General features: G+C 31.5%; 24 protein-coding genes. 13 read left to right on the top strand and 11 right to left on the bottom strand.

The features are described from left to right. Window positions 1-26 precede the first annotated feature (26 nt). From ACXAHM_RS06100 to ACXAHM_RS06115, 4 genes are all read right to left on the bottom strand, one after another. Window positions 27-407 (bottom strand): DUF1987 domain-containing protein, encoded by a 381-nt coding sequence (locus tag ACXAHM_RS06100; RefSeq protein ID WP_474959526.1) that lies wholly within the window; start codon window positions 405-407, stop codon window positions 27-29. Between the two features lie 13 nt (window positions 408-420). Further along, window positions 421-999, bottom strand: coding sequence for a SiaB family protein kinase (locus tag ACXAHM_RS06105; protein ID WP_474959527.1), 579 nt, complete (start codon window positions 997-999; stop codon window positions 421-423). A gap of 107 nt (window positions 1,000-1,106) precedes the next feature. Then, entirely contained in the window at window positions 1,107-1,952 is an 846-nt protein-coding gene (locus ACXAHM_RS06110) for a CvfB family protein (RefSeq protein WP_474959528.1), read from the bottom strand. Continuing rightward, window positions 1,945-2,637: a pseudouridine synthase gene (locus tag ACXAHM_RS06115; RefSeq protein WP_474959529.1), complete on the bottom strand. Its 693-nt coding sequence runs from the start codon at window positions 2,635-2,637 to the stop codon at window positions 1,945-1,947. Before ACXAHM_RS06115 ends, ACXAHM_RS06110 begins: the two co-directional genes overlap by 8 nt. Before the next feature lie 259 nt (window positions 2,638-2,896). Here ACXAHM_RS06115 and ACXAHM_RS06120 point away from each other — a divergent pair, with 259 nt between their 5' ends. Beyond that, window positions 2,897-3,067: a hypothetical protein gene (locus ACXAHM_RS06120; RefSeq protein WP_474959530.1), complete on the top strand. Its 171-nt coding sequence runs from the start codon at window positions 2,897-2,899 to the stop codon at window positions 3,065-3,067. Between the two features lie 71 nt (window positions 3,068-3,138). Here ACXAHM_RS06120 and ACXAHM_RS06125 read toward each other — a convergent pair whose 3' ends face one another. From ACXAHM_RS06125 to ACXAHM_RS06140, 4 genes are all read right to left on the bottom strand, one after another. Further along, window positions 3,139-3,741, bottom strand: coding sequence for a DUF445 domain-containing protein (locus ACXAHM_RS06125; protein ID WP_474959531.1), 603 nt, complete (start codon window positions 3,739-3,741; stop codon window positions 3,139-3,141). A gap of 5 nt (window positions 3,742-3,746) precedes the next feature. Next, window positions 3,747-4,328 carry a Maf family protein gene (locus tag ACXAHM_RS06130; RefSeq protein ID WP_474959532.1) on the bottom strand — a complete coding sequence of 194 codons (582 nt, stop codon included), beginning with the start codon at window positions 4,326-4,328 and terminating at the stop codon, window positions 3,747-3,749. Window positions 4,329-4,374: 46 nt separating this feature from the next. Beyond that, window positions 4,375-7,929 carry a caspase family protein gene (locus tag ACXAHM_RS06135; RefSeq protein WP_474959533.1) on the bottom strand — a complete coding sequence of 1,185 codons (3,555 nt, stop codon included), beginning with the start codon at window positions 7,927-7,929 and terminating at the stop codon, window positions 4,375-4,377. Window positions 7,930-8,022: 93 nt separating this feature from the next. Beyond that, window positions 8,023-8,283 carry a DUF2061 domain-containing protein gene (locus ACXAHM_RS06140; RefSeq protein ID WP_474959534.1) on the bottom strand — a complete coding sequence of 87 codons (261 nt, stop codon included), beginning with the start codon at window positions 8,281-8,283 and terminating at the stop codon, window positions 8,023-8,025. Window positions 8,284-8,502: 219 nt separating this feature from the next. Here ACXAHM_RS06140 and ACXAHM_RS06145 point away from each other — a divergent pair, with 219 nt between their 5' ends. Further along, complete coding sequence (locus ACXAHM_RS06145) at window positions 8,503-8,874, top strand: hypothetical protein (RefSeq protein WP_474959535.1); 372 nt, start codon at window positions 8,503-8,505, stop codon at window positions 8,872-8,874. A gap of 37 nt (window positions 8,875-8,911) precedes the next feature. Then, window positions 8,912-9,490 (top strand): AP2/ERF family transcription factor, encoded by a 579-nt coding sequence (locus ACXAHM_RS06150; RefSeq protein WP_474959536.1) that lies wholly within the window; start codon window positions 8,912-8,914, stop codon window positions 9,488-9,490. Between the two features lie 41 nt (window positions 9,491-9,531). On the opposite strand, the gene ACXAHM_RS06155 is transcribed toward ACXAHM_RS06150, so the two are convergent. Beyond that, window positions 9,532-11,559 carry a tetratricopeptide repeat protein gene (locus ACXAHM_RS06155; RefSeq protein ID WP_474959537.1) on the bottom strand — a complete coding sequence of 676 codons (2,028 nt, stop codon included), beginning with the start codon at window positions 11,557-11,559 and terminating at the stop codon, window positions 9,532-9,534. Window positions 11,560-11,725: 166 nt separating this feature from the next. After that, on the bottom strand, window positions 11,726-12,679 hold the full coding sequence (locus ACXAHM_RS06160) for a transketolase family protein (RefSeq protein WP_474959538.1): 954 nt from the start codon (window positions 12,677-12,679) through the stop codon (window positions 11,726-11,728). Between the two features lie 110 nt (window positions 12,680-12,789). Between ACXAHM_RS06160 and ACXAHM_RS06165 the strand changes: the two genes are divergently transcribed. From ACXAHM_RS06165 to ACXAHM_RS06185, 5 genes are all read left to right on the top strand, one after another. Continuing rightward, entirely contained in the window at window positions 12,790-13,767 is a 978-nt protein-coding gene (locus ACXAHM_RS06165; protein ID WP_474959539.1) for a GSCFA domain-containing protein, read from the top strand. A 102-nt stretch (window positions 13,768-13,869) separates the two neighbouring features. Next, window positions 13,870-15,540 (top strand): alkaline phosphatase PafA, encoded by a 1,671-nt coding sequence (gene pafA / locus ACXAHM_RS06170; protein ID WP_474959540.1) that lies wholly within the window; start codon window positions 13,870-13,872, stop codon window positions 15,538-15,540. Between the two features lie 478 nt (window positions 15,541-16,018). Beyond that, window positions 16,019-17,155: a DNA polymerase III subunit gamma/tau gene (locus tag ACXAHM_RS06175; RefSeq protein ID WP_474959541.1), complete on the top strand. Its 1,137-nt coding sequence runs from the start codon at window positions 16,019-16,021 to the stop codon at window positions 17,153-17,155. Window positions 17,156-17,220: 65 nt separating this feature from the next. After that, on the top strand, window positions 17,221-17,829 hold the full coding sequence (locus ACXAHM_RS06180; protein WP_474959542.1) for a hypothetical protein: 609 nt from the start codon (window positions 17,221-17,223) through the stop codon (window positions 17,827-17,829). A gap of 106 nt (window positions 17,830-17,935) precedes the next feature. Continuing rightward, entirely contained in the window at window positions 17,936-19,000 is a 1,065-nt protein-coding gene (locus ACXAHM_RS06185) for a DUF4421 domain-containing protein (RefSeq protein ID WP_474959543.1), read from the top strand. A 43-nt stretch (window positions 19,001-19,043) separates the two neighbouring features. Here the strand turns inward: ACXAHM_RS06185 and dnaB are convergent, their stop codons facing one another. Beyond that, complete coding sequence (gene dnaB, locus ACXAHM_RS06190) at window positions 19,044-20,732, bottom strand: replicative DNA helicase (protein WP_474959544.1); 1,689 nt, start codon at window positions 20,730-20,732, stop codon at window positions 19,044-19,046. A 327-nt stretch (window positions 20,733-21,059) separates the two neighbouring features. On the opposite strand from dnaB, the gene ACXAHM_RS06195 reads away from it, so the two are divergent. The 5 genes from ACXAHM_RS06195 to ACXAHM_RS06215 all read left to right on the top strand — a co-directional run bounded on the left by ACXAHM_RS06195 (window position 21,060) and on the right by ACXAHM_RS06215 (window position 25,978). After that, a complete protein-coding gene (locus ACXAHM_RS06195) occupies window positions 21,060-22,424 on the top strand; it encodes a UDP-N-acetylmuramate--L-alanine ligase (RefSeq protein WP_474959545.1) in 1,365 nt (454 codons plus the stop codon). 84 nt (window positions 22,425-22,508) lie between these two features. After that, window positions 22,509-23,516 (top strand): UDP-N-acetylmuramate dehydrogenase, encoded by a 1,008-nt coding sequence (gene murB, locus ACXAHM_RS06200; protein ID WP_474959546.1) that lies wholly within the window; start codon window positions 22,509-22,511, stop codon window positions 23,514-23,516. Continuing rightward, window positions 23,517-24,524, top strand: a complete 1,008-nt coding sequence (locus ACXAHM_RS06205) for a potassium channel family protein (RefSeq protein WP_474959547.1) — start codon at window positions 23,517-23,519, stop codon at window positions 24,522-24,524. 49 nt (window positions 24,525-24,573) lie between these two features. Next, entirely contained in the window at window positions 24,574-25,185 is a 612-nt protein-coding gene (locus tag ACXAHM_RS06210) for a hypothetical protein (RefSeq protein ID WP_474959548.1), read from the top strand. 7 nt (window positions 25,186-25,192) lie between these two features. Then, the gene (locus ACXAHM_RS06215; RefSeq protein ID WP_474959549.1) at window positions 25,193-25,978 is read left to right on the top strand and encodes a C40 family peptidase; all 786 of its coding nucleotides are present in this window, start codon (window positions 25,193-25,195) and stop codon (window positions 25,976-25,978) included. The last annotated feature ends 226 nt before the right edge of the window (window positions 25,979-26,204 follow it).

Raw genomic sequence — 26,204 nt, forward strand, 5'->3', positions numbered from 1 at the left:
AAGGAGAGTAAAATTACTCCCCTTTTTTATTCTTCTAAAATATGCATGTGTATTGGTAGTTTAATAACTTCTTTGAAGTCTTCTCCAGATTCTTGCATATCTTCATCATCTTCTTCATAATACCAATTTACTTCGACATCATGCCCACTAGCTTTTAGAAATTCTAATTTTCTAAATACTTCAACTAGACATTTTGATGAACTTGTATTAAAATACTCTAAACGTACATCAAATTGAGTTTTTGCCTGAGGCTTAGTATTATATTCATCTAACCATTCAAATAATGGTCTGTAAAATTCTATAGAGTTTTCAGGAATTGACCTTCCTGATATCAAAAAATAACCACTCTCATATTCCATTTGTATGAGAGGAGTCTTCGGTGTATCTTTTTTAAGAAAATCTTTCATCTTATAATGCGATTTATAAGGGTACACTTACTTTAATTGTAAAAAATGAGTTTCTATTGTTGTTTGTTACGAAATCATAGTCAAGTTTTTGACCTGATTTTCTAGCAATGTCAATAATACCAAGACCAGCACCTCCTTGTTCAGAGAAGTCACCGTTACTTAATACTTTGCGGTATCGCTTTTTTAGTTCATCGACAGATAATCCATTGATTGAGTCTATCTTCTCTTTTAGAAACTCTGCTGTTTCCATAGGAACGTAATTACCTGCTATAATATAGTAGGCGTCTTTTCCTTTAGATAGCAAGAACATAACGATATTTTGTGAAGAATCACTGACCGTTGTGGAATCAACACCTTCAAAATGATGAAAGATATTTTGAAGAATTTCGACAGCTATCACATTAATTCTTCGTTGAAGTTTCATTAGTGATTCGTGTTCGCTTAGTGTATCCTCCACTCTACTCAGGATTTCTCCTAATATATCGTCATTCATAATGCCTTTAAACGCAAAAAGCTCTTCGCCATTTGCTCCTCGCATTTTTTGATATAGTGTATCTACTTCTGAATGCACTTTCAATAGAGTGTTATCCAATTTTAACTATGTACTCAAATTTCATAACAAATTACAATGTTATAATTATACAATTACTTCATCTTAATTTGATATTCAAAATGTTTCTTTAAAAATAATTACAAAATTTAAATATTTATCAATTTTGTACCTTCTTTTGTAAATTCAACAACGCCAATTTTGTATAAATAACCCAAAATTTGTTTGAATTGTTTTTTACTCATTTGGAATTCTCTCTCTATATCTTTGGGATGGCTTTTATCATTGAAGGGCATTTGACCACCTTTCTTTCTCATTAAGAGAATTAGTTCTTTTCCTTTACGGTCAATATCATTGGCATGGTAACCTGGCTTGGATAGTGTTAGATCTAGCTTCCCGTCTGGACGAATAGATGAAATAAATCCTTTTACTTTACTGCCTTCTTTCAAAGGTTTAAACACTTTGTCTTTGTAAAGTAGTCCTCTCCACTTTTTATTAACGATACATTCGTAGCCTAATTCAACTTGATGTGCTATATATAAAAACACCTCTTGTCCTTCGTAAAATGAAGAAGTTTCTTTAGAGAGATACTTGAATAACTTTGTAGAAGCAAAAACCCTTCCTGTTTTTCTATCTAGATCAATATATACTGTATAAAATTTCTTTTTTCTTAAAGGCTCTTCTTGCTCTGAAAATGGAACAAACAAATCTTTCGAAATGCCCCAATCTAAAAAAGCACCCATTTTGTTCGTATCCTTACAAGGTAAAGTCACAAAATCTCCAACAACACCTTTAGGTTTTTCATGAGTAGCCACCCATCTTCTATCTTGATCAGTAAAGATAAATGCATCCGTTATTTCACCGACTTTCAGTTCACCTTTTGCTAATCTTTTAGGCATAAAAACATCCCCGTCATCAGTTGAAAAGAAATAACCAAAATCAGTTACTCTAGCGACTTCTAATTCATTATAAACGCCTACATTAACTTTACTCATAATTTATATTTATTTTTTTTAATATCTCTCTAAAATCTTCTGGCAATGTTGCTTTGATACTTATTCTATTTCCTGTAACTGGATGAATAAAAGTATAATTCTCAGCATGTAACCACAATCTATCTAAACCAAATTTTTCGAGCATCATATTATTATGACGATGATCTCCATATCTTCTATCGCCAATTATTGGATGGTTTTCACCTCTTAAATGCAATCTAATCTGATGTGTTTTTCCTGTATATGGCCTAGCTTTAACTAAAGAATACCTTGATGTTTCATACTTACCAACAGGAATAGACAATTCAACATTTTTTATTGGTTCTACATATGTTTTAGCAGATTTATATACTTTGTCATATCTATTTTTAATATCTTTTGTTAGCATCTTATTTTCTAAAAGATGACCTCTAACCAAAGTAATATATTCTTTTAAAACATCTCCAGATTCATTATTTATGTTTTGGAATGCTTGACACATTTCAGCACTTAATGCAAAAATTAAAACACCTGATGTAGCTCTATCCAATCGATGACAAGGATAGACATATTTATCAATTTGATCTCTTAGTTGATGCATCGCAAACTCGCCTTCTCTCCCCGTTAATTCTGAAGGGTGAACCATAAGTCCTGATGGCTTATTTATAGCGACAAAATGTTCATCTTGAAATAAGATTTCCAACATTTATTAATTAAAGCTAAAGAATTCTCAATTTTTAAACCTGTACACTTTGCTATACGTTATAATAAAGTGACTATATTTGCAGGACAACAAATATAAGCGTTAAGTCTTCAATATTTTTATTATTAAAGATTTAATACATAATCATTACGAAATAAATTACACTACATTAAATATAGATATGTTAATTAAGATTTTAATTGTTATTGCCGCCTTTGCTTTTCTTTTTAAAAGATATTCAAAAGTGATCATCAGATTTCTCATGAATATTTTAAGTAAAAGATTAATGAAAATGCAGCAACAACAAACTCAAAATAATCCTTACTTCCAACAACAGCAACAGCAGACGAATAATTCATATGAGAACAATTTCGAAAAGGCTATTAAAGTTGATGACGAGATGACGATTTTCATTCCAAAGAAGAAAAAATAAAAAAAGCCAATCTGAAAATTAATTCAGATTGGCTTTTTATTTTATACTAATTGACTTTTCTCAAAAATAGATTATGCTAGCATTAATATTCCTACTTGAATTAATCCTATCAAAAAACCTAAAATTGCTCCCATGATTTCTATAAATGTTAACTCTGATTTGATTACTGACATTAATAAATCTTCAAATTTTTCATCTGAAAAATCCATCACTTTCTCATAGACTACTTCTTCAATGCTAATATCAGTGATATTGGAGCCAATATCTTCTAGTACTTTTGGCACCATTTCGTCAACAGATTTTTCCATTCCAGTTCGTATTTGATCAATTATTGCATCACCGCCGAACATCTGTAACATAGGCCCGAATTGAGTAGCTTTTTCATCTACAAATTCATTTACTCGAACCATAATGGCTTCATAGAGTTTTTTCTTATTTTCTTCTGTTTTTAGTTTATCAACAATCATTTCAGGAGTAAATAAATCTTTCTCAACTATCACCCCTAGCCTTCTTGCTAACGTCTTTTTTCGTCTTGGGAACACTCCATGAAAAGTAAAAAATAATACTTTAATAGGTTTCCTTGGATGAAACAGCATCTTAATCGCTACGTAATTAGTAACCCATCCTATTCCTGCAGAAATTACAGGAAACAACCACATCAAATATGAGTTCATTTCAATTATGAATTAATAAACTTAGATAATTTCTTGTATAATTTTTCTGTAGGCAGTCCCATTACTGTGAAATAACTACCTTCTATTTTTTCAATCATTGTCATACCAATCCATTCTTGTATACCATAAGACCCCGCTTTGTCAAATGGTTTCTTTTGATTGATATAATAATCAATTACGTCATCAGACATTTCTGAAAAATATACTTTAGTAGCGTCTGTAAATGAGACTATCAAAGAATTAGACTTTAAAACTACTGCAGAATATACGAAGTGAGATTTCCCAGACATCTCTTTTAGCATTCTGAAAGCCTCATCATAATCTTTAGGTTTCCCAAGTACTTTATTTTCATTGACTACCACGGTATCTGAAAAAATAGCAATTTGATTTTCATTTAAATTATCAAATGCTAAAGCTTTTTTATGAGCGATATATTCTGCGACATCATTCGAGGATAAATCTTCAGGATAAGACTCATCTACTTCACGTACTTCAATATCAAAATCTAAATCCATCTCTTTTAATAAAGAGGCTCTTCTTGGACTTTTTGACGCTAAAATTAATTTCTTATTATTTAAATTAAGCATTTATGGTTTGCTTTATAAATGAATTTAGATTCAAAAATACAAAGAATTAAATATCTTGAAAAAACTTAATGACATCATTCAAGCTTTCATCCAATATTTCATCTTTATTGACAGATGAATAGGTAGATTGAAACAAAATAGTCCCGTTTGATACAATTTTTAAGGTCAAAATTATTTCATTGTTTTTGAAATGATAACGTCCTTTTAATTTATATACATCTTGACCTTTTGCATTTGGTGAAAATGTAATTGAACTACGACCACTATTAAAACCTTCCGAAAGTTGAAATAATTTTTGGTCAAATAGAGATGATAAATTAAGACCATCTACCCATGTACTATCATCTTCAATTTGCGAGGAAGAAACTCTTGATAAATCAGAAGAGATTATAATTTTATTTTTAATTTCAGGTGTCAATCGCCCTATATCAAAGCTATCACCACCTTGAGGAATTCGCATTTCCGGCTGTTGATAAGCACCAAAGCGCTCTGCTAATCTTGGCACCTCATCCACCGCATTACTAAACATCATTTGAACGTCAATAAATTCGCCATTTCTCAAGGCCCCTCTTTTCATATAATCTAAAATCGAATAAGTAAGTAACCCTTGACCATATAAACTAGATTCATAACTTACTTTATCAGCGGCTGACCCTGCCAACAAAAACATTCCGGATCGAGATCTTACTCTTTCTAATGCTCTAAGACGAATAGATTCGTCATCTAAATTACGCATAGCCACAATCGTTTCTGCAAATTTACCTGCATTACAGGCATCCATCACAAAAACTTGTTTAGTTATTGGAATTTCTTTCATCCACTCTAGCCATTCTTTTCCAGAAATTGTGTAATTCTTCTTTAATGTTTGATCAGTAAGATCTGCAGAAAGCATATCTTTCGTTAAAAAGTAAAAATCTTCGTCTCCATCTATTGTTTTTTCAGACATTCCATGACCTGCGAGAAAGACAAATAAGATATCTGAAGGTTGAGCAACTTTTCCTATTTCTTTAAAGCTGTTTTCAATATTTGCTTTGGTTGGTTGAAAATTTTGTTCATTATTTGATGAAAAAAGGTCTACTCTCACATGATCTTCACCAAAAAGATAACTTGCAGATTGTTGTATAGATGAAGCTATTTTATCAGCATCAGAAGCCGCATATTTTAAATCTAAATTAATACCTCTATAATCAGAAACTCCTACTACAATTCCATAAAATGAAGGTATAACCTTATCAATAGCATTTGATTTATGGCGAATAGTTAGACCTCTACCTGATAAAGAACCATTTTCATTTTCCAATACCACAGTGATATCATTTAAACTTTCATTCACTTGGAACAAATGACTTAAACTATCCAGTGGGACAACATATCTTGAAATTTTCTTTTTCTGGTTTAATAAATTGAGGTGAGTAACTGACAGAGATTGTTTATAGGGTCTAATATCTTCAAGAACCTCTTTTCCATTTACAAGAATTGAAATTTTACCGATACCTCCACCTCTTTCATTCACGTCAACAAAAAGCTTATTATTCTTCTTGGACAACTCTGCTTCAGGGAAAAGATTTAAAGTATTTAACTGAGGTACTTCTCTCAATTTTTCACCTGTAAAAAGTTTTGTTCCTAGTCCAGGCTCCCAATACATATTTTGCAATTGGCTCAAATCAATTGTTTCTTGATCTACAACATAATATAGATTCCGCATATTAGCTTTAGAAGCATCAAATAGTCCTGAATAATGTTCTACAACCCAGCCAACATCTCCATCAGATAACACAGCTCCAAATTTATAGGGAGATTTCAAATCCCAAATTCCAACTTCAAAATCAGATGATAGACTAATAAAAACATCTTTACCTGGAAAGTCCTTTAAATCAACTATATTACCTTTACTTTGTTGATACGAAAAAAGTTTCTTTTTTAAATCATTTGAATATTGAATAAGTTCTCCGTTATCTTCAGCGATTAAAATTGATTTATCGTCATAAGTAAATGCAAGAGAGTGAATAGCTTTATTAATAGGCAAATCAATATCAATTTTACGCTTTTTCATATTAAATAGTGACAAATGATTCTTACCACCAATTAATAGTATATCTGAAGCATGATTGAATGTAACCTTATTTACATAGATATCTGTTGTGATGAAAGTTGTATCTAAAGCAAAATTATTCTGAACATCGAGTATTTTCACAGATCTATCATTCATTGCCAATGCAATATATTCTCCACTAGAAGATACTGAGAAGTCATTTATTTGGGTGAAAGATGAATAGATTACTTGGGATGAATCATTGTTAATTAGCTCTTGTTTTATTAAATCACCTCTATCATTTATCATATATAATGATGACTTTGTAGATGATAAATGTGCTTTATGGATTGGGAAATCATACTTCCGAATTTCATCAAGTCCAGTAGATAAATTCCATTGTTTTAAAGTACTATCAATACCTGTTGATAAAATTGATCCATCTTCTAAATAGTTTAATGAAGTAACCTTACCATCATGCACTTTTTCTTTTATTAAAGGCTCTCTAGTTCCTGACTTCCATAGCCTTATAAATCCTTTTTTAGAAGACACAGCCATCAAGCCATGATTTAAAGCAACACCTACTTCTGTTGCGTTATCAAGGATAGGTTTCCAAGATGTCTTCACTCTTTTATCTTTACTATCCCAAATAGCAATTTCTCCATTTTCATAGGAAAAAACACCTATTTCACCTTTTTTGTTAAATGATATGTTATTTATTTTTTTTTCATCAAATTTCTCCTCATAAACTAAAATATTATTCTGGATTGAATAAAGATAAGCATTCTTTTTTGTTGTTGTTATTAAAACTTTATCTAGTGAATTTATATAATGAATAGTATGCACTGATTGCTTTTCAGGAAGAGAAAATAAAGGAGAATTAATTGATCCGCTTTCATTAAAAACTTTTAAAGAACCATCCCAACTACCGGATACAAATACATTTTTTGATTTAATATAAACAATATCAGAAACCCAATCTTTGTGTGTATTATTAGAAAAAGACTGTTTGATTTGTCCTCCTTCCCATACTTCTATTACTCCATCATATTTACCAATAACAAACCAAGTTTGTGACTTAGGAGGAATATAGATAGCAGATACATTTGTAGTATTTATTTCATTCCAATTTATTAATGACATGTCATCCTTCCAGTTCCATTCTTTAATTAATCCTTGAGCATCAATGTAGACAATATTGTCTTTGATAAATTCTACCTTAACTACAGCTTCTGGTAAGCGATTAAGTTCTGAAAGAAGTTGTCCATTGGTTAAGTCCCACACTCTTATAGAATGATCTTGACCTGCTGAAACAAAATATTGATTTGAATTTGAAATACTTAAATCATTGATACCAATATTATGAGCATCTAAAGTTCTTAAAAGTCTTTTTTTAGCAATATCCCAAATTTTAATTTTTAGATCTTGACCAGCAGATATTACAATTGATGCATCTTTACTAATTTCAAGTGCATCAATTTCTCCAAAATGTCCTTGTGAAAAGGTTAATTCAAGATTTGAATTTTGAGAATAAGAGTATGTTGAAATATAAAAAAGAAGGCTTAACAAAATGTAAAACCTTCTTTTCAATATATTTTTGACAGTGAACATAGTACATTGTTTAGTTTCAATGTAAATATAGTTAACTGTTAGATTTAAAACTTATTTTGTGAATTTTTCCCATGCCCTTTCATGGAAATAATAAAGAGCCATTTTTGAAAAAACTTCAAATGATCCAATAGACAATGCCATTGTCACTTCACCAGTAACAATATATGAAATAACCATTGTATCAATAGTTCCGACAATTCTCCATGAAATAGATTTTGCTATACTAATCCATTTAGGCTGTCTATTGCTTTTATCTTTAATAGCATAGTCAGTTTGTTTAATCTTTTTTTCTAATACTTTATCTACTAGCATTAATCTTATGTTTTATCAGAAATGTATAATCTAGTGATTTACTAGGCAATTATATGGATATCTTTACAGAAGTCAAAAAAAAATCTATTGAATTATGTAATATTAAAATTTTAATGAAATAAAGTTAGATAAAATTGTATAATTCATTGTATTTAGTTTAATTAACAGAATATTGGTTTAAAACCTTACGTGTTGCTATAAAGAATACTTAACAAACTAATGAGAAAAAGAAAGAACTATCCCGGTGAACAACGCGAAGTCGGAACTAAAGACTACAGTTTAATTTTAGGGAATCTGATGAATTACCGCAATCAGTTAATGCGAGAAAATGAGGAACAAAAAATGGGACTTATTTTTTCTAAAATTGCTGAAAAGTTAAAAGAGTTAGGTTGTACTCGAGCTTCAAATACTGTTAAAAATAGGCTTGGAAGACGTAAACTTGGTTTATATCAAGAAATTACACTCAAAAAGAAAGATGAAGTTATAGAGATAACCAATAAGTATTGGCATGAAGCAAAAGCAAGACACGAAGAGGCCAAAGCCAAACTAAAAGAAAAGACAAAAAAGAGCTCAGCTACTGTATCAATATAGAACATTTTTTTAATATCAATTCTCTCAATCTTCCGTCATGCTTGTCAAACTACAATTAAAGAACTCTCCAAATCAAGTGATCATAGATGATCACGTTTATGAATTTTTACGAGACAACCCCTACTACAAAAGTTTAGATTTTATCTATAATTTACGAGAACATTCTTCTGGTAGAGCTGTATTTCAGAAATCATGGAAACAAAGTGATGGAAAATACAAAACAGAGACAATCTATCTTCATAAACTCATTGCTGAAAAATATTTAGATGAAAGTACTAAAGGTGAATACACTTTGATTCGTATCATTAATGGTAACAAATTAGATTGCAGGATCAAAAACCTTACGTATTCAAATCGTTCAATTATTAAAAGAAATACACCATCCAAGCATAACAAAACAGGATACATTGGTGTAGTTAAAGATAAATACAGTTATCGTGCTGTAATTTATAAAGACAGAAAGCCTATTTCTCTAGGAACTTATAAAACACCACAAGAAGCAGCTTTAGCTTACAATAAAAAGTCAATAGAGCTTTTTGGGAAAACAAGAAATTTAAATAAGATCAAGGACATTGAAGAAATTACACCTGATGCTCCTGACAATTTAGATAATTAAAAAAAATGGTTATTGTTTCGTAAACAATAACCATTTCTTATTTAACAAGTAAAACCAATAATCATAACATCATCCACTTGTTCTTCATCTTGCTTCCAACTATCAAATTGGGTTTTCAAAAATTGCTTCTGATCTTTTAATGGAAGTCTTGTTGTAGCTTCTAAAATTTTTCTAAAATTAGGGCTCTTTAATTTTTTACCTTTTGGTCCACCAAACTGATCAGCGTAACCATCAGAATAAATAAAGAACATATTTTTATTATCAAATGCAAAAGTATGTGTCTCTACAGATGAAAAAGAAGAAATACCTCCTACACCTCTAGAGGCACCTTTTATTATTTGATGTTTGAAATTACTAACTATAGTCATAGACATACCGGCTCCAGCATATTGTACTGTTTGTTTTTCTTTATCAATTAAACAAACTGATACATCCATACCGTCCATATTTCCTGAATTCTTTTGTCTTAAAATACTTGAGAGTCTCGAATGTAATTCTTCTAAAATCGAAGATGGGAAATATACTTTTTGAGAATCTACAATATATTCCAATGCTGTTTCTCCTACCATACTCATAAATCCACCTGGAACCCCATGTCCAGTACAGTCGGCAGCAATAAGAATTCCTCTATTTTCATCTATATTCTTAAACCAATAAAAATCTCCGGATACAATATCTCTAGGTTCAAATAACACAAAAGAGTTTGGTAAAAATTGTTTTACATTATTCCAGCTTGGTAATATTGCTTTTTGTATGCCTTTGGCATAATTAATACTATCCATTATGTCTTGCGACTTTGCTTGCAATAAATCGTTTATACGGTGAATTTCTTTTGATTGAATTTCAAGCTCAGACTTTTGTACATGAAGCGTATGGTTAATTAATTTTTTATTTTTATTTTCTCTGAAAAGGAAATAGACAAAAAGACTTAGTACAAAAATCAGAATGATAGCTCCAATTGTTATGATTGTATGTCTTTCAATAATGATTTCATTTATTTCTTTATCTTTTTTAAGTAGTTCATTCTCTTTTTCTCTTTGAGCTACGAGGTATCTCACATTAATCTCTGCAAGTTTTAACCTTATTTCTTCGTTAAAAATTGAATCTTTATAGTTTTCAATTAGGTCATCATATTCTAGTGCTTTTTTATATCTACCTTTTGCTCTTTCCAAAATTTTCAATTCTAGAAATGCATTTAAAGCCATATGTTTTGCTCTGATTTTAACAGATATATTAGCAGCCTTGGATGCATAATCAGTTGCTCTATTGTAATTGTTCATTTTACGATATATTCTTGCCATATCGATCAATGTCCCTACCATTGTATCTGCATCTTCATGATTTTTTTCATTAAGCTCAATTGATAACTTCAGGTATTTTAAAGCTTCCTTATAATTTTCTGTCTCAGCATAGACCATACCCATATCAGAATAGGTTACAATTTGTCCATACAAATCATCATTCCTTGTTCTTAAAGTTAATGCTTCATTAAAACTATCTACTGCTTTCTTAAATAGGCCTGTTCCGAAATAAACTCTTCCATAATTTGTTAAAACATACCCTAACATTCTATCATCTTGTAATTGTTTGGCAATTACTTCCCCTAATTCAAGATGTATGATTGCTTCATTAAAATTTCTTTGATACGTATTTACACTTGCAATATTGATATGAGAATACCCTTCATCTTCTTTAAGATTATGTGTAATTGCCTTATCTAAAGCATCCATAAAGGCTTTCATCGCATTTTGGTACTCTCCTCTATTTCTTAAGGCAATTCCGCCGAAACTTATAGCTCGAATTTCAAAATGATGATAATTATTCGCTTTACTAAGGTCCTCAGCTATTTTTGCATATAAATATGCATTGTCAGGTGATATATTTCTATTCAACCATGCCAAATCTAAAGCAGTATTAATTCGTACTGAATCAGAACTAGACTCACTTTCAAAAACAGTTAATAGACTATCAAGTTTAGGAATTCTATCGGCTGTATGTATTGAAGATGGATAAGAGTAAGTATTTAAGGTAACGAATAATAAAAAAAGAGTTGTAAGGATCGTTTTCATTAAAAAATAATAGAGTTGCCTTAGAAGTATTTGATTAATTAGTCAGATATTCTTCTTTTTATAAATATCTATAGTTGTATAAATGTAATTAAAATTAGATAAGCAAAAAAAAAAGTTCAACATTACCTTAGTAATATTGAACTTTTTTCTTAGATATAATCAGTGATTAACCCTTTCTTTCAATTGCTTTCTTAGCGGCAGCAACTACATCATTCGAAGTTAAACCGTATTTTTCCATTAATTGAGCAGGTGTACCAGACTCACCAAATGTATCATTAACTGCAACAAATTCTTGTGGAGCTAATAAGTTCTGAGTTAGGCAAGCTGAAACGCTTTCTCCTAATCCACCCGCTACTTGATGCTCTTCAGCAGTAACAACACAACCTGTTTTTTTAACAGAAGTAAGAATAGCTTCTTCGTCAAGTGGTTTAATTGTATGAATATTGATGATTTCAGCAGAAATACCTTCTTCAGCTAATTTTTCGCCTGCTTGGATCGCTTCCCAAACTAAGTGACCTGTTGCTACGATAGTAACGTCAGTTCCTTCGTTTAACATTACAGCTTTACCAATTTCAAACTCACCTTCTGGCATGAATACAGGAATTGAAGGGCGACCAAAACGTAAGTAAACTGGACCATCATGCTTTGCTGCAGCGATAGTAGCAGCTTTAGTTTGGTTGTAATCACAAGTATTGATTACAGTCATATTTGGTAACATTTTCATCATACCAATATCCTCCAATACTTGGTGTGTAGCTCCATCTTCGCCTAAAGTTAGACCGGAGTGAGATGCTGCTATCTTAACATTTTTACCAGAATATGCGATAGATTGACGAATTTGATCGTAAACACGGCTTGTAGAGAAGTTTGCAAAAGTACCCGTAAAAGGAATTTTCCCACCAACTGTCATACCTGCTGCTACGTTCATCATGTTTGCCTCAGCGATACCCATTTGAAAGAATCTCTCAGGGAAGTCGTTTTTAAAAGCATCCATTTTAAGAGAACCTGTTAAGTCTGCACATAATGCAACTACGTTCTCATTCATTTTACCTAACTCGTGTAAACCCGCACCAAATCCTGAGCGTGTATCTTTTTTTTCTGTGTATGTAAATTTCTTCATTATAATCTTTGAAGCGATTTATGATTCTTTCAAATAAATTCGACTACAAAACTAAGGTTTGTCTTTTATCAGACAAAATTATTTTGTTTACAAAACCGTATATTGTCAAAATGTTACATAATGAGACCTTCAGAACACCTATAAACCCTCTTTTTTATGAGGAAAAAATAAATTTTAATACAAAAATTTTTAGCATTGGTTCTTGCTTTGCTCAGAATATTGGAGAAAAACTTAAAGAAAATAGATTTGATATTACTTTAAACCCTTTCGGAATCCTATATAATCCTCTAAGTATTTTTAAAAATCTGGAGAACGCTATAATACATCCTGAAAAAGTTGATGAAAGTTATATTGTAGAAAATGAGAAAATTTATAAACATTTTAATTTTCATTCTGATATATCTTCAGCTCACTTAGATAAATTAAAAAACGATATAATCTCTATTCAAAAAGATGTAAAAGATAAGCTCAAAAATGTTGATGTTTTGGTTATTACTTTAGGTACATCATTTGTTTTCCGTCATAACTTAATAAACGATTACGTTGGCAATTGTCATAAACTACCCTCAAAAGAATTTTCTCAAGAACTTTTAACAATGGAAATTATGCTCGATTCATTTCGATCATTCTATACATTATTACCAGAAGATTGTACTATTTATTTTACTGTATCTCCTATTCGACATTTCAGAAACGGACTCGTTGACAACAACTTAAGTAAATCTATCCTAAGATATTTCACTCACCTTGTTTGTTCAGAATATTCAAATTGTCATTATTTCCCGTCTTTTGAAATAATGATTGATGAATTAAGAGATTACCGATTTTATAATGAGGACATGGTACATCCTACTCCTCAGGCATTAAATTATATCTGGTCTTATTTCGATGAAGCTCTAATTGACGAAAAGACTTTAGATACAAGAAAAAAATTAGATAAAATCATCAAGGGTTTAAAACATAGACCTTTTAACCCAAATAGTGTTCCTCATCAAAAGTTCTTGAACAAATTATTACAAATCGGGAAATCTATTAAAGAGGTAGAAATTCAAGATTTAATTGAAACTATTACGAGAAGAATAAATTAATATTAATTCACAATTGTTGACATTAATATAAATAAATTGTTTCCTAGTTTTAAATTTTAGGAGATCATCCGATTCTACATTAATAAATAAAATCAATAATTGATGAAGACAAGAAAATTACTCATTTCTGCCTTATTGGTCGTTGGAGGTATTGCTAATGCATATGCACAATTCACAAAAGACAAACCCAAGGCTATAGTAGGTATTATTGTTGACCAAATGAAATACGATTATTTATCAAGATACTGGAATAACTTTGGTGATGAAGGCTTTAAAAAGCTTATCAATGAAGGTTATGCAGTAAGAAATGGTCAATATAATTATGCCCCCACTGTAACAGGACCAGGTCATGCTTCTGTTTACTCTGGAACTTCCCCAGCTTACCACTCTATAGTCAACAATTATTTTTGGGATAGAGAAATGGATAAAACGGTTTATTGTGTAAATGATAGCCGTTATGAAACAATTGGTTCAGATAGTAAAAATGGTAAAAAATCTCCTTATCGATTAGCAGTTACAAACCTTTCTGATGAATTCAAATGGGCGAGTAATTTTAGATCAAGAGTCTTTGCGGTATCTATTAAAGACAGAAGTGCAATTCTTCCTGCAGGTCACAAAGCCGATGGTGCATATTGGTTAGACGAAAAAAATGGTAATTGGATTACTTCATCTTTCTATACAGATAAACTTCCAGAATGGGTTACAGCTTTAAATGAAAGCAAAAAGAGACCAATTGATCAATATATGAAATCGGATTGGACTTTATCTTTACCTTTAGATAAATATGTTGCTTCTACAGAAGATAATACACCATTTGAATCTTTATTCCCAGGAAAAGAAACACCTACATTTCCATATAGCATTAAGAAAGGTGTAGCTGCAGACCGAGTGAGAGCAAAATCAGGAAAAAAATACGACATTATTAAAGGCACACCATATGGAAACACAATTGTTACCGAAATGGCTATGCATATCATCGACAATGAAAATATTGGTCAAGATGAAATCACTGATTTATTAGCAGTAAGTTATTCTTCTACAGATTATGGTGGACACGCCTATGGACCTCAATCTATCGAAGTGGAAGATATGTACATCAAATTAGATCAGGAGATTGCTAATTTAATCAAACATTTAGATGAGAAAGTAGGTAAAGGACAATATGTTATTTTCCTTACTGCTGATCATGCAGGTGCACAAAATGCTGCTTTTATGAGAGATAGAATGAACTTTGAAGCAGTAAACATTGATAGTAAAGAAGATACAAAACATATTGAAGCGTATTTGACTGCTCGTTTTGGCGAAGGCAAATATGTTTCTTCTAACTATGCTGGTCAGTTATATCTAAATAGAACATTGATCAAAGAGAAAAAATTAGACTTAGAAGAAGTTCAAAAAGCCACTGCTGAAGCATTTATGGAAATGCCACAATATGCTGCTGCTATATTAGGGAAAGATTTAGAGCGAAACGAATATACAATTGGCTATAAAGGTTTAATTTATAATGGATTTAATCCTAGATTTTCACCTGATGTATATGGTGTTTTAAAATCACACAATATGGATTATGGGCAAGCAGGTACAACTCACTTCTCTCCTTATAAATATGATACACATGTACCAATTTTATTTTATGGTTGGAAAATTCCTCATGGAGAAACACATGCCCCTCATACGATTACAGAGATAGCGCCTACAATTTGTTCATTCTTAAATATGAACTATCCTTCAGGTTGTTATTCAGACCCTATCCTTATTCCTTTGAAAAAATAAGTTTAGGTTCTTTAAACGAAAAAGTCCTTTCAAAGAATGATTTGAAAGGACTTTTTTTATAAAAAAATAGCCACTGTTAAAACAGTGGCTGATGTTAATTGAAAGTTTGTCTTCTATAATTAGAATATTAATCTTAAAAAATGTTTGATTAGTATAGTCTAATTCTAATGTTTTATAATTAGTTGGAAATTTGCGTTTAGTCGTTTACTAAATTTATATCCATTCGATATCAGATTCTTGTGATAAGAAAAGTTTCCCTTTCGTTATGATACAAATTTAAGAAGAAAATTCATTAAATAATATTTCTTTATAAAAGTTATAAGAATAGTACTATTAAATTTCTGATTTGTAGTTTCTTTTGTCGAAAATTCATCAAATTGTTATACTTCATTTAAAAAGATTTTTGTAAGAAACATTTCAAACGACACACTTTTTTATAACTTTGTAGATAGAATTTTTAGAAACTGTAAAAGGATTTATGGATAATTTCGTTGTTTCGGCTCGTAAGTACCGTCCCAATACCTTCCAAACTGTTGTTGGTCAAGAACATATCACAAACACATTGAAAAATGCTGTCAAGACAAATCATCTTGCTCAGGCATTTTTATTTTGTGGTCCAAGAGGTGTTGGTAAAACTACGAACGCAAGAATTTTAGCGAAAACCATCAACTGTGATAATTTAACAGAAAGTGGAGATCCTTGTAATGAATGTGCTTCTTGTACAAGTTTCAATAATAATGCTTCATTAAATATTGTTGAACTAGATGCAGCTTCTAATAATTCTGTTGAAGATATTCGTAACCTTATCGAACAAGTGAGATACGCTCCTCAACCGGGGAAGAAAAAAGTGTATATCATTGATGAGGTGCATATGTTATCTACAGCTGCATTTAATGCTTTTCTTAAAACATTAGAAGAGCCTCCATCCTATGCAATTTTCATTTTAGCGACAACGGAAAAAAATAAGATCTTACCTACAATTCTTTCAAGATGTCAGATTTTCGATTTCAATAGAATTACAGTAAGTGAAATTGTTGGTCAATTAGCTAAAATCGCTGAAAAAGAAGGCATAAAAGCTGATAATGAAGCTTTACACCTTATTGCTCAAAAAGCAGATGGTGGTATGAGAGATGCTTTATCTATGTTTGATATGATTGTTACTTTCTCTAACGACAAAGTTTTAGATTATCAGACCACTGTAGATAACTTACACATTCTTGATTATGACTATTATTTCAAATTAACAGACTTCTTAAACAAAGGAGATGCTGCTCAAGCCTTAATGTTGTTTGACGAAATTTTAAGAAAAGGTTTCGATGGTCATAATTTTATAAACGGTCTTTCAGAACACTTTAGAAATATTTTAGTGTGTAAAGATGCTGTTACTCTTGAATTATTGGATGTCTCTGACACTGTTAAACAGCGTTACAGCCAACAAGCTTCAGAAGTACCAATGTCATTTATTATGACAGCATTAAACATAGGGAGTGAGTGTGACACAAAATTTAAGGAGAGTAAAAATCAACGTCTTCATGTTGAATTAGCCTTGATGAAAATGGCTCATATTAATAAAGCCATCCGTCTTGCACAAATTGAAATAAAAAAAAAAGACTAGCTGAACTTAAAGCGAAACAAAAAGCGCTTACTCCTAAAAAAGAGACGACAGAAAGAAAATCATTAGTGAGTGAATTGAATCAAGAATCAAATAAAATTCACATTCAGTCAACTACAAAAGTCTCTGGTAATTTAGAGCAATTAAAATCAGGTCTTTCTCAAAAAGCGAAAGCTATTAAAGCCGCAGAAGAAAAACCTGTTGCTACTATTCAGCACAAACAAGGTGCAGTACCGCCTCCACCTCCTTCTTTTGGTGGAAATAAACGCCCTGCCACAAAGAAAAAAACGCAGGTAGGACAATCATTTACATTAGATCAAGCCAAAAAAATATGGACCTCTTTTGCTGATCATTACAGAAGTAATGGCAAAAGTAAATTTGCAAGTATTCTTTTGGATGAAAATGAAATTTCATTAGACAGTCAGTTGAATATTATTGTAGAAATAACTAATTCTATTCAAAATGATCATCTTGAAATTGTACGACCAGAGTTATTAAGACAACTCCGTACTGAATTAAAAAATGAAACAATTGAAATTACCACTAAGCTAGTTCAAATAGAAGAAACAAATGAACCTAAAAGGCTCTATTCTCCTCAGGATAAATTACAATTCTTACAAAGTAAGTATCCAGCACTGAAAACATTACAACAAAAATTAGGGCTTGATTTTGAGTAAAATTTTTGCGTAATTATATATAACTTTTTTATCTCTATCTCTATTATCATCTTTGAAAAGATTCATTTCTTTAATCACTTGTTTACTACTTAGTCTAACAAGTTGTTTGTCTATTCTTGCACAAGAAGAAAAAAGTGCTTCCGATTCTATTGCAATGTCAATTGATCATGACACTACGTATTATAAATCATATAATAACGACCTTCACTTACGTTTATATTCTGTTTATAAATTTAATAGCTTAGTCATCAATGGTCATGATGAGTTGAACAGAAGACTTGTCTATTCACCAAACGGAAACTTAAACGTTGGTTTTGGTTTTAACTACAGGGGATTGGGTGTAAATATTGGTATCAACTTTCCTGCTATCAATAATGATAATGATCAATTTGGTGAAACTCAGAAATTAGACATGCGCTCCTATGTCTATGGGCGTAAAGTTGCCATTGATCTATGTCTACAATTTTATAATGGTTTTTACATTAGTAGATATGAAGATGAAAGTTATGTACCTCCCGGAGGCAACCCCGAATTAAGAGGAGATATGACTATTAATACAATGGGGATTTCTACCTTATTTATTCAGAATTATGATAAATTCTCCTTTAGAGCTGCATTTGCACAAACTGAAGTTCAGAAAAAAACAGCAGGCTCATGGATTTATGGCCCTTATCTTAATATGTTAAGTATAAAAGCTGATTCTTCATTAATTCCAGATCATATTCGAGATCAAAATAATTTATCTAATAATATTGTAAGTGGTTATTATGGTAGTTTAGGTGCAATGGGTGGTTATGCACAATCAGTAATCATGGGTAAAAGGTTTTTCGTGACTGGTGCATTAGCGTTGGGATATGGATTAACTTATGGTCGATCGAAGTACGAAACAGATTTAGGTGAAATGGAAGAAAGTGTATGGAGCACTGGTTTTAAATTAAACACAAGAATTGCTTTAGGATATAATACCAATCGTAATTACGTAGGTTTTTCCTATGTTTTAGAATCTTACAACATTGCTACTTCAAAAGATATTACCGAACTCTATTGGATGGGACAAATTAGATTTAATATTGTGCGGAGATTTAAATGGAAAGTAGGTCCATTTGATTGGATCATGGATAAACTTCCTATTTTGAAAAATTCAGGTAAAGATGAAGGTGATAATTTCTAATAAAAAAATGGCGGTCAATTGAATATATTGACTGCCATTTTTTTTAGAAAGGAGGATCATTTGATGGTGGTGGAGGATTATCTCTGTTTATTTTTGATGGTAAAGTCTGAAACTCTTGTTCATCATTTTGATCTCCACCAGTATCAAAGTCCATATCAGGAGGCATTGCATTCATTTGATCAAATGACACTTCCCCAGGCATTCCACCAACACCATTATCAGGAGGTAAACTTGAAGGAATAGCAGGTGCACCTGCAAAGCCACCACCATGGCCCATTCCTCCCATTAAATCATCATTTGACATGAAAGAACCCTCTTCCCAATCAGCAAATTTTGTGTATTGACCAATGAATTTAAGTCTAACATTTTCTAGACCACCACTACGGTTTTTAGAAATGATGACCTCACCCATTCCTTTTGTTGAATTTCCTTCTTCATCTTCATCCAATCCATAATATTCTGGACGATACAAGAACATTACCATATCAGCATCTTGCTCAATAGATCCAGATTCACGAAGGTCGGATAGTTGTGGTCTTTTATCACCACCCCTTGTTTCTACTGCACGACTCAATTGTGAAAGTGCAATAACAGGGACATTTAATTCTTTGGCTATTTGTTTTAATGATCTTGAAATAAAGGCAATTTCTTGTTCACGGTTACCTTTTGATTTACTATCTCCACCACTCATAAGTTGAAGATAATCAATCACGATCATTTGAATATCATGTTGAGCTTTTAGACGTCTACATTTTGCTCTTAGTTCTAGAACTGTAAGTGCTGGCGTATCATCAATATAAATTGGTGCAGAAGATAAACTCGAAGTCTTATCTACTAACCTTCTCCACTCTTCGTCTGTAAGATTACCCTTCTTTAATTTTTCACTTTCTAATTCAGCTTCAGCAGAAACCAAACGTTTTACTAACTGAGCTGCTGACATCTCTAGAGAGAAAATTGCAGTAGGCTTCCCAAATCCAACAGAGGCATTTCTACAAGCAGATAAAATAAAGGCTGTTTTACCCATTGCAGGACGAGCGGCTATAATAATTAAATCGGAAGGTTGCCATCCAGAAGTTACTCTATCAAGATTTGTAAACCCTGAAGGTACACCTGTAAAATCATTATCATTATCCCTTAACTCTTCTAGCTCATGAAAAACTTCTTTTACTACTTCATTCATACCCATGTAGTTTTTACGTACATTTTCTTCGGATACTTCAAAGAGTGATGTTTCCATTTTGTCTAAAAGATCAAAAACATCAGTGGTATCCTCGTACGCTTTTACTTGTATTTCATTGGATACACTAATTAGTTTTCTTTTAATAGAATATTCTTGAAGAATACGAGCATAATGTAAAACATTGGCTGATGAAGTGACACTCTGCGTTAAGCGTGCGATATAACTTACACCTCCTACTTTCTCTAATTCTCCAGACTTTCTTAATTCTGTTACAATAGTCATATGATCAACAGGTTCACTTCTGTTGAAAATACCAACAATTGCATTATATATATATTGATGAGCTTCTTTATCAAACGTATCTGTCTTTAGTACCTCAATGACTTCATTGAGTGCCTCTTTTTCTAGAATCAATGCTCCTAGTGTCACTCTTTCTAATTCGTGATCACAAGGCCTTTTTTTGGCATTCATTAACTCTAAACCAACATTATCAGGCTTATTTTGATTAAAAGCAGATTGAATTAAGCTGCTTTTACTACTAGACTTCTCCATAAATACAAAATTAATGAGATTTCTCCTAAATAGTAAGTTTTCGTCTATTTCAAATTAAAATAAGTGTAAGTATTTCGATTAAATCCTTGATCTTTAATGGACTTTTTTCAATTGAGTTACAATTCTTTGATAAATATTAATATAACGTGAATCTTAAATTTTGCTTATAAACTTATATTTAAATAAAAACCTATAATTGATTGGGTATATTTAGTAGGCAATTAGTCAAAATTTAATAGATTTGTACTCCAAAAGTAAGAGAAGGACTACTTTTTATTACTTTTTCGATTTGAAAAACACGAATATTTTATTCTACAATAGATATACATGAGAGTTCATTTTATTGCAATAGGTGGTAGCATTATGCACAACTTAGCAATCACATTACAGCAAAAAGGATATAATGTAACAGGATCAGATGATAACATCTATGAGCCTGCTTCATCTAACTTGAAAGAGTTTGATTTACTTCCTGCTGAAATGGGATGGCATCCTGAAAAAATTACTAAAGATATCAATGCAGTTATCTTAGGGATGCATGCGAAAAAAGACAATCCTGAGCTTGTAAAAGCAAAACAATTAGGACTAAAGATTTACTCCTTCCCAGAGTACGTTTACTCTCAAACAAAAAACAAACAAAGAATTGTAGTAGCAGGAAGTCATGGTAAAACAACTGTTTCATCAATGATTATTCATGTTCTTAATTATTGGAACATTGACTGTGACTATCTAGTAGGTGCTTCATTAAAAGGAATTGAGAGACCTGTAAAACTTACAGATAAGGCTCCTGTAGTCGTTTTAGAAGGTGACGAATACTTATCTTCTCCTCTAGATCCAAGACCAAAGTTCTTGAATTATCATCATCATATTGGAGTAATCACTGGTATTGCTTGGGATCATGTAAATGTATACCCTAAATATGAGGATTACGAAAAGCAATTTGAATTATTCCTTAAGCAATCTCCTAAAGCAGGGGTTATTATTTATTCTTCTGAAGATAAAGTGCTTAAGAAATTAGTAAAGAAAACTGAGATTTCAGGTGATGTTGATGTTATTCCTTACGATAAATTAAAGTCTAAAGTCAAAGACGGTAAAACAATCATTACAGCAGGTCATGAAAACACAGAAACTAAGGTTTTTGGTGATCATAACTTACAAAATATGTCTGCTGCGATGGAAGTTTGTAAGCGTTTTAGTATCAGTAAAGACGAATTTATTGAAGCAATTGCTTCTTTTGAGGGTGCTGCATTAAGAATGCAATTAGTAAAAGCGACTGAAGACACAAAAATATTCAGAGATTTTGCTCATGCTCCATCAAAAGTACAGGCTACAGTTCATGCTTTAGCAAAGCAATATTCTAAAGAAAAAGTTGTAGCTTGTCTAGAGTTACATACTTTTAGTAGTTTAACGGATTCTTTCTTATCAGAATACAGTAAAACACTTAAAGAAGCTGCTATTCCTTTGGTTTACTTTAACCCTAAAGTTGTCGAAAACAAAGGTCTATCAAAGATTACAAAAGAGGATATTTTTAATGCTTTCAATCAAAAAAATGTGGAAGTATTTACAGATGAAAAAGCTCTTTATAATAGATTATTAGAAATTGACTGGAAGAATAAGAACTTGCTACTTATGTCTTCAGGACAATTCAACAAAATGCCTATCGATGAATTAGTAGAAAAAATTACTAACTAATTATAAGATTACTCATCACATTAAGGCGTTTGGTTGATTTATTGATAAATTATTTAACCTAACGCCTTAATTTTTTTTAAGCCAATGCAAAAAAATATTTCACTTCTCCCTTATCATACATTCGGTGCTAAAGTAAGTGCTGATTATTTTTCGATCTTTTCATCTGTCGATGAGTTAAAAGTAATTTTAGAACAAAAAGATTCCACTAAACCATTTATGATTTTAGGTGGTGGTAGTAATCTTCTGTTTACCCAAGATTACCATGGCACAATCATTAAAAATGAAATAAAAGGTTTTGATGTTATTTCTGAAAATGACGAGGATGTAATTTTAAAAATTGGTGGAGGTGAAAATTGGCATGAAACCGTCATGAGAACGGCTGAGAAGGGCTGGCAAGGTATTGAAAATTTGGCTTTAATTCCTGGAACTGTTGGTGCAAGCCCAATTCAGAATATTGGTGCTTATGGAGTTGAAGTAAAAGATGTCATTCAAGAAGTTGAGTTTTACGACTTTGAATCTAAAGAGATTAAAGTTTTCAATACTCAAGAATGTCGATTTGGCTATAGAAATAGTATTTTTAAAAATGACTTGAAAGGAAAAATTGCCGTTTTATCTATCTCGATAAAATTATCTAAGCAATTTAAATTTAATACAAGTTATGGAGCTATTGAAGATGAAATCAAAGCTCAAAACATCACTGAATTGACACCTCTACTTTTAGCTAAAGTGATAATTAAAATTAGAGAATCAAAACTTCCGAATCCTGATGAAATAGGCAACTGTGGAAGTTTCTTTAAAAATCCTGTATTGCTAAAAGAAATAGCTCAAAAAACATTGGATAACTATCCGAATGCTCCTCATTATATTGTAGATGAAAACCATATTAAAATACCTGCTGGATGGTTAATTCAAACAGCTGGATGGAAAGGAAAATCTTTAGGTAATGTTGGAACCTATCCAAAACAAGCATTAGTATTAGTCAATAATGGAGGTGCAACTGGTGAAGAAGCTTGGAATTTAGCCTTACAAATTCAAAAAGATGTAAAGGAAACATTTGGGATTACTATAGAACCTGAAGTCAATATCATCTAAATGAGAGCATTAATTGCCAAAATATTACCAGCTTTTGGTGTAATTCTATTCATCATGTTTATGGGAACCATAGGATTTATGGTGACCTCTACGACTCCTGTTGGAATTGTAGATGCTTTTTACATGACAGCTATTACTATCACTACTATTGGTTATGGAGAAGTCATACCCCTGGATAACAATCCATTTGGGCGTTTCTTTGCCATTTTTATTGCCTTTAGTGGAATTGGTACTTTTACCTACATTGCCACCTCACTTTCCGCTTTCTTTTTAGAAGGACACATACAAGAGGAATTTATTAAAAGAAGAAACCTACGAATGATCAATAAACTAGACCAACATCTCATTATATGCGGACTTGGAAGAGTCGGTTTAAAAATCGCTGAAGAATTAGACAAAAGAGAAAAGAGTTTTGTCTTCATTGAAAGTGATAACGATAAGTACATCAAATATAGAAAAGCATTTAAAAACGCTTATGGAATAGTTGGTGATTGTACTGTTGATGAAATCTTGCAGTCTGCTGGCGTTGAAAATGCAAGTGGAGTTTTTGTCTGTACGGATGATGATAACCTTAATCTTGTAACAACATTATCTTCCAGACAATTAAATAAAAAAGCAAGAATTGTTTCCGCTAACAAATTCCCAGCTTTTAAAGAAAAATTGCTTAGTGTCGGTGCTGATGAAGTTGTTTCTCCACATTCAATTGGAGGTAGAAGAATGGCAATGGAAATGCTAAAACCTACAATTACTACCTTTATTGACGCTATCCGAAGAGAGAAAAATGATTTCTTCAAATTAGATGAATTTAAAATAACAGAGCAATTTGTTGGAAAAAAGCTTTCAAATTTAGAAATTCATAATTTACCTTCCACTTTAATTCTTGCAATTAGAGAAGAAGATAAATGGCAATTTAAGCCTGATATTGATACAGTTCTAACAAATGACGCTGTACTTGTGCTGATGACAAATACGGAAGAAAGGGCGTTAATACAGAATCGCTTATCATAAACTAATGACTAAATCTACAAAGCACTCTATCTTACTACTTTTCTTCATTATGATAAGTTTAATTTCTTTTGGTCAAAGTAAAGACCGAAGTGGAACGCTTGTCCATTCTGATGAAGATGACAATTTTTTATTTCAAACTTCAAAAAAACAAGTATTAACTGGGTTTGGATATGGATTGGGCTTTGCTTATCGTAATCAAAATTTAGGATTCACGAATAGTAATGTATTAATTGATGCTTTTGGAAATTTTTATACCGGTTATTTCTTAAGAGATGGGTTCATGGTTGGTGGTTTTATCCACGGTGGTTTTAGAACTATTTCATTTAATTATAATAATAAAAATGTAGAAACCCTTTTTGGAGGTGGTCCAAAGATCAGAAAATATCTAAAAAGTGGTATTTTTGGTGAACTGTCTTACGCTAGAAGTAAAACACGTATGACTTATACAATTCAAGATAATATTGCTAAATTTGATGGGTATGGCAATATTTATGGTGTAAGTATAGGGTTTGGAAACTTTTGGACACCCAAAGTATCTTTAGAAATAGTCTTAAATTATTTCTTTATAGAAACATATTACGATATCAATACAGAAGCGACCACATCTAGTAATTTTAGTATTACAGCGAGTATTAGTTTTGCTACTCGCAACAAAAAATAGAAATTCAATGAAGCCAACGTTTGGACTTTGTATATATAGCACTCTTGCTGTTAGAGGAAAAGCAGCACATTCTTCAGAAATGACTTCTCAATTATTATATGGTGAGTTATATAAAATAATTGAAGTAAGTGAGGATAAAGAGTGGATACTCATTAAAATGTTGAAAGATGGATATGAAGGTTGGATTACAATGGGACAACATCATGAGATTGCGCCAGAGTATGCCGATCGATATCAAAGAGTTGAACATCCTGTAATCACACGACCAATCTATCCTATTTTTGATAATCAAAAAACATTGCATCTTTCTGTTGGGTCAACCCTCCCTTTTCATTATGAAAAATGTGATGCCACTCAAATTAAGTATGCTCAACTACACAGTATTTTACCTTCTAAAAATGAAGGACATCCTAAAAATACTGCTGAAAAATATATGGGAGTTCCTTATTTATGGGGAGGTCGCTCTATTTTTGGTATTGATTGCTCAGGTTTAGCCCAAACTGTTATGGCTGCACATGGTATTAATCTTCCTAGAGATGCCTATCAACAAGCAGAAATTGGACAAAAAGTCTCTTTTGCTCACTCTAGGCCTGGAGACCTTGCGTTTTTCCATAATGATAAAGGTAGAATTACACATGTTGGTATCATTTCAGATAAAGGTAAAATTATCCATGCCTCACATTTTGTTCGTGAAGACCTTATTACCACTGATGGTATTTTTAGTAACAGAGAAGGAAAACAAACTCATGAATTAAGTCATATCATGAGAGTTTCAGATAAGTTCTTAAAATAATAAGAGCTTATTTTTTTTGCCCAAAATCATAAAAAAAACTACAAAGTTTATTATTAAGAATTGTTTAATATTGAATTTATTTTAGACCATTCTACTTTCAAATGTCCTATCCCCTCCATTGCATTATCCCCTACTTTTGTACCTGTAGAAAGTAATCAAGACTACAACAATAATTTATTAACCAAATAAAGATTGTAACAAACACATGTACAATTTTATATAAAGT

It is taken from the genome of Flammeovirga sp. AWQ4_249, assembly GCF_056161045.1.

Excerpts from the sequence above, each read along its gene's own strand:
- ACXAHM_RS06100 (WP_474959526.1), bottom strand. The coding sequence starts at position 407 with ATGAAAGATTTTCTTAAAAAAGATACACCGAAGACTCCTCTCATACAA.
- ACXAHM_RS06110 (WP_474959528.1), bottom strand. The coding sequence starts at position 1,952 with ATGAGTAAAGTTAATGTAGGCGTTTATAATGAATTAGAAGTCGCTAGA.
- ACXAHM_RS06115 (WP_474959529.1), bottom strand. The coding sequence starts at position 2,637 with ATGTTGGAAATCTTATTTCAAGATGAACATTTTGTCGCTATAAATAAG.
- ACXAHM_RS06120 (WP_474959530.1), top strand. The coding sequence starts at position 2,897 with ATGAATATTTTAAGTAAAAGATTAATGAAAATGCAGCAACAACAAACT.
- ACXAHM_RS06125 (WP_474959531.1), bottom strand. The coding sequence starts at position 3,741 with ATGAACTCATATTTGATGTGGTTGTTTCCTGTAATTTCTGCAGGAATA.
- ACXAHM_RS06130 (WP_474959532.1), bottom strand. The coding sequence starts at position 4,328 with ATGCTTAATTTAAATAATAAGAAATTAATTTTAGCGTCAAAAAGTCCA.
- ACXAHM_RS06140 (WP_474959534.1), bottom strand. The coding sequence starts at position 8,283 with ATGCTAGTAGATAAAGTATTAGAAAAAAAGATTAAACAAACTGACTAT.
- ACXAHM_RS06145 (WP_474959535.1), top strand. The coding sequence starts at position 8,503 with ATGAGAAAAAGAAAGAACTATCCCGGTGAACAACGCGAAGTCGGAACT.
- ACXAHM_RS06150 (WP_474959536.1), top strand. The coding sequence starts at position 8,912 with ATGCTTGTCAAACTACAATTAAAGAACTCTCCAAATCAAGTGATCATA.
- ACXAHM_RS06155 (WP_474959537.1), bottom strand. The coding sequence starts at position 11,559 with ATGAAAACGATCCTTACAACTCTTTTTTTATTATTCGTTACCTTAAAT.
- ACXAHM_RS06160 (WP_474959538.1), bottom strand. The coding sequence starts at position 12,679 with ATGAAGAAATTTACATACACAGAAAAAAAAGATACACGCTCAGGATTT.
- ACXAHM_RS06165 (WP_474959539.1), top strand. The coding sequence starts at position 12,790 with ATGTTACATAATGAGACCTTCAGAACACCTATAAACCCTCTTTTTTAT.
- pafA (WP_474959540.1), top strand. The coding sequence starts at position 13,870 with ATGAAGACAAGAAAATTACTCATTTCTGCCTTATTGGTCGTTGGAGGT.
- ACXAHM_RS06175 (WP_474959541.1), top strand. The coding sequence starts at position 16,019 with ATGGATAATTTCGTTGTTTCGGCTCGTAAGTACCGTCCCAATACCTTC.
- dnaB (WP_474959544.1), bottom strand. The coding sequence starts at position 20,732 with ATGGAGAAGTCTAGTAGTAAAAGCAGCTTAATTCAATCTGCTTTTAAT.
- ACXAHM_RS06195 (WP_474959545.1), top strand. The coding sequence starts at position 21,060 with ATGAGAGTTCATTTTATTGCAATAGGTGGTAGCATTATGCACAACTTA.
- murB (WP_474959546.1), top strand. The coding sequence starts at position 22,509 with ATGCAAAAAAATATTTCACTTCTCCCTTATCATACATTCGGTGCTAAA.
- ACXAHM_RS06205 (WP_474959547.1), top strand. The coding sequence starts at position 23,517 with ATGAGAGCATTAATTGCCAAAATATTACCAGCTTTTGGTGTAATTCTA.
- ACXAHM_RS06210 (WP_474959548.1), top strand. The coding sequence starts at position 24,574 with ATGATAAGTTTAATTTCTTTTGGTCAAAGTAAAGACCGAAGTGGAACG.
- ACXAHM_RS06215 (WP_474959549.1), top strand. The coding sequence starts at position 25,193 with ATGAAGCCAACGTTTGGACTTTGTATATATAGCACTCTTGCTGTTAGA.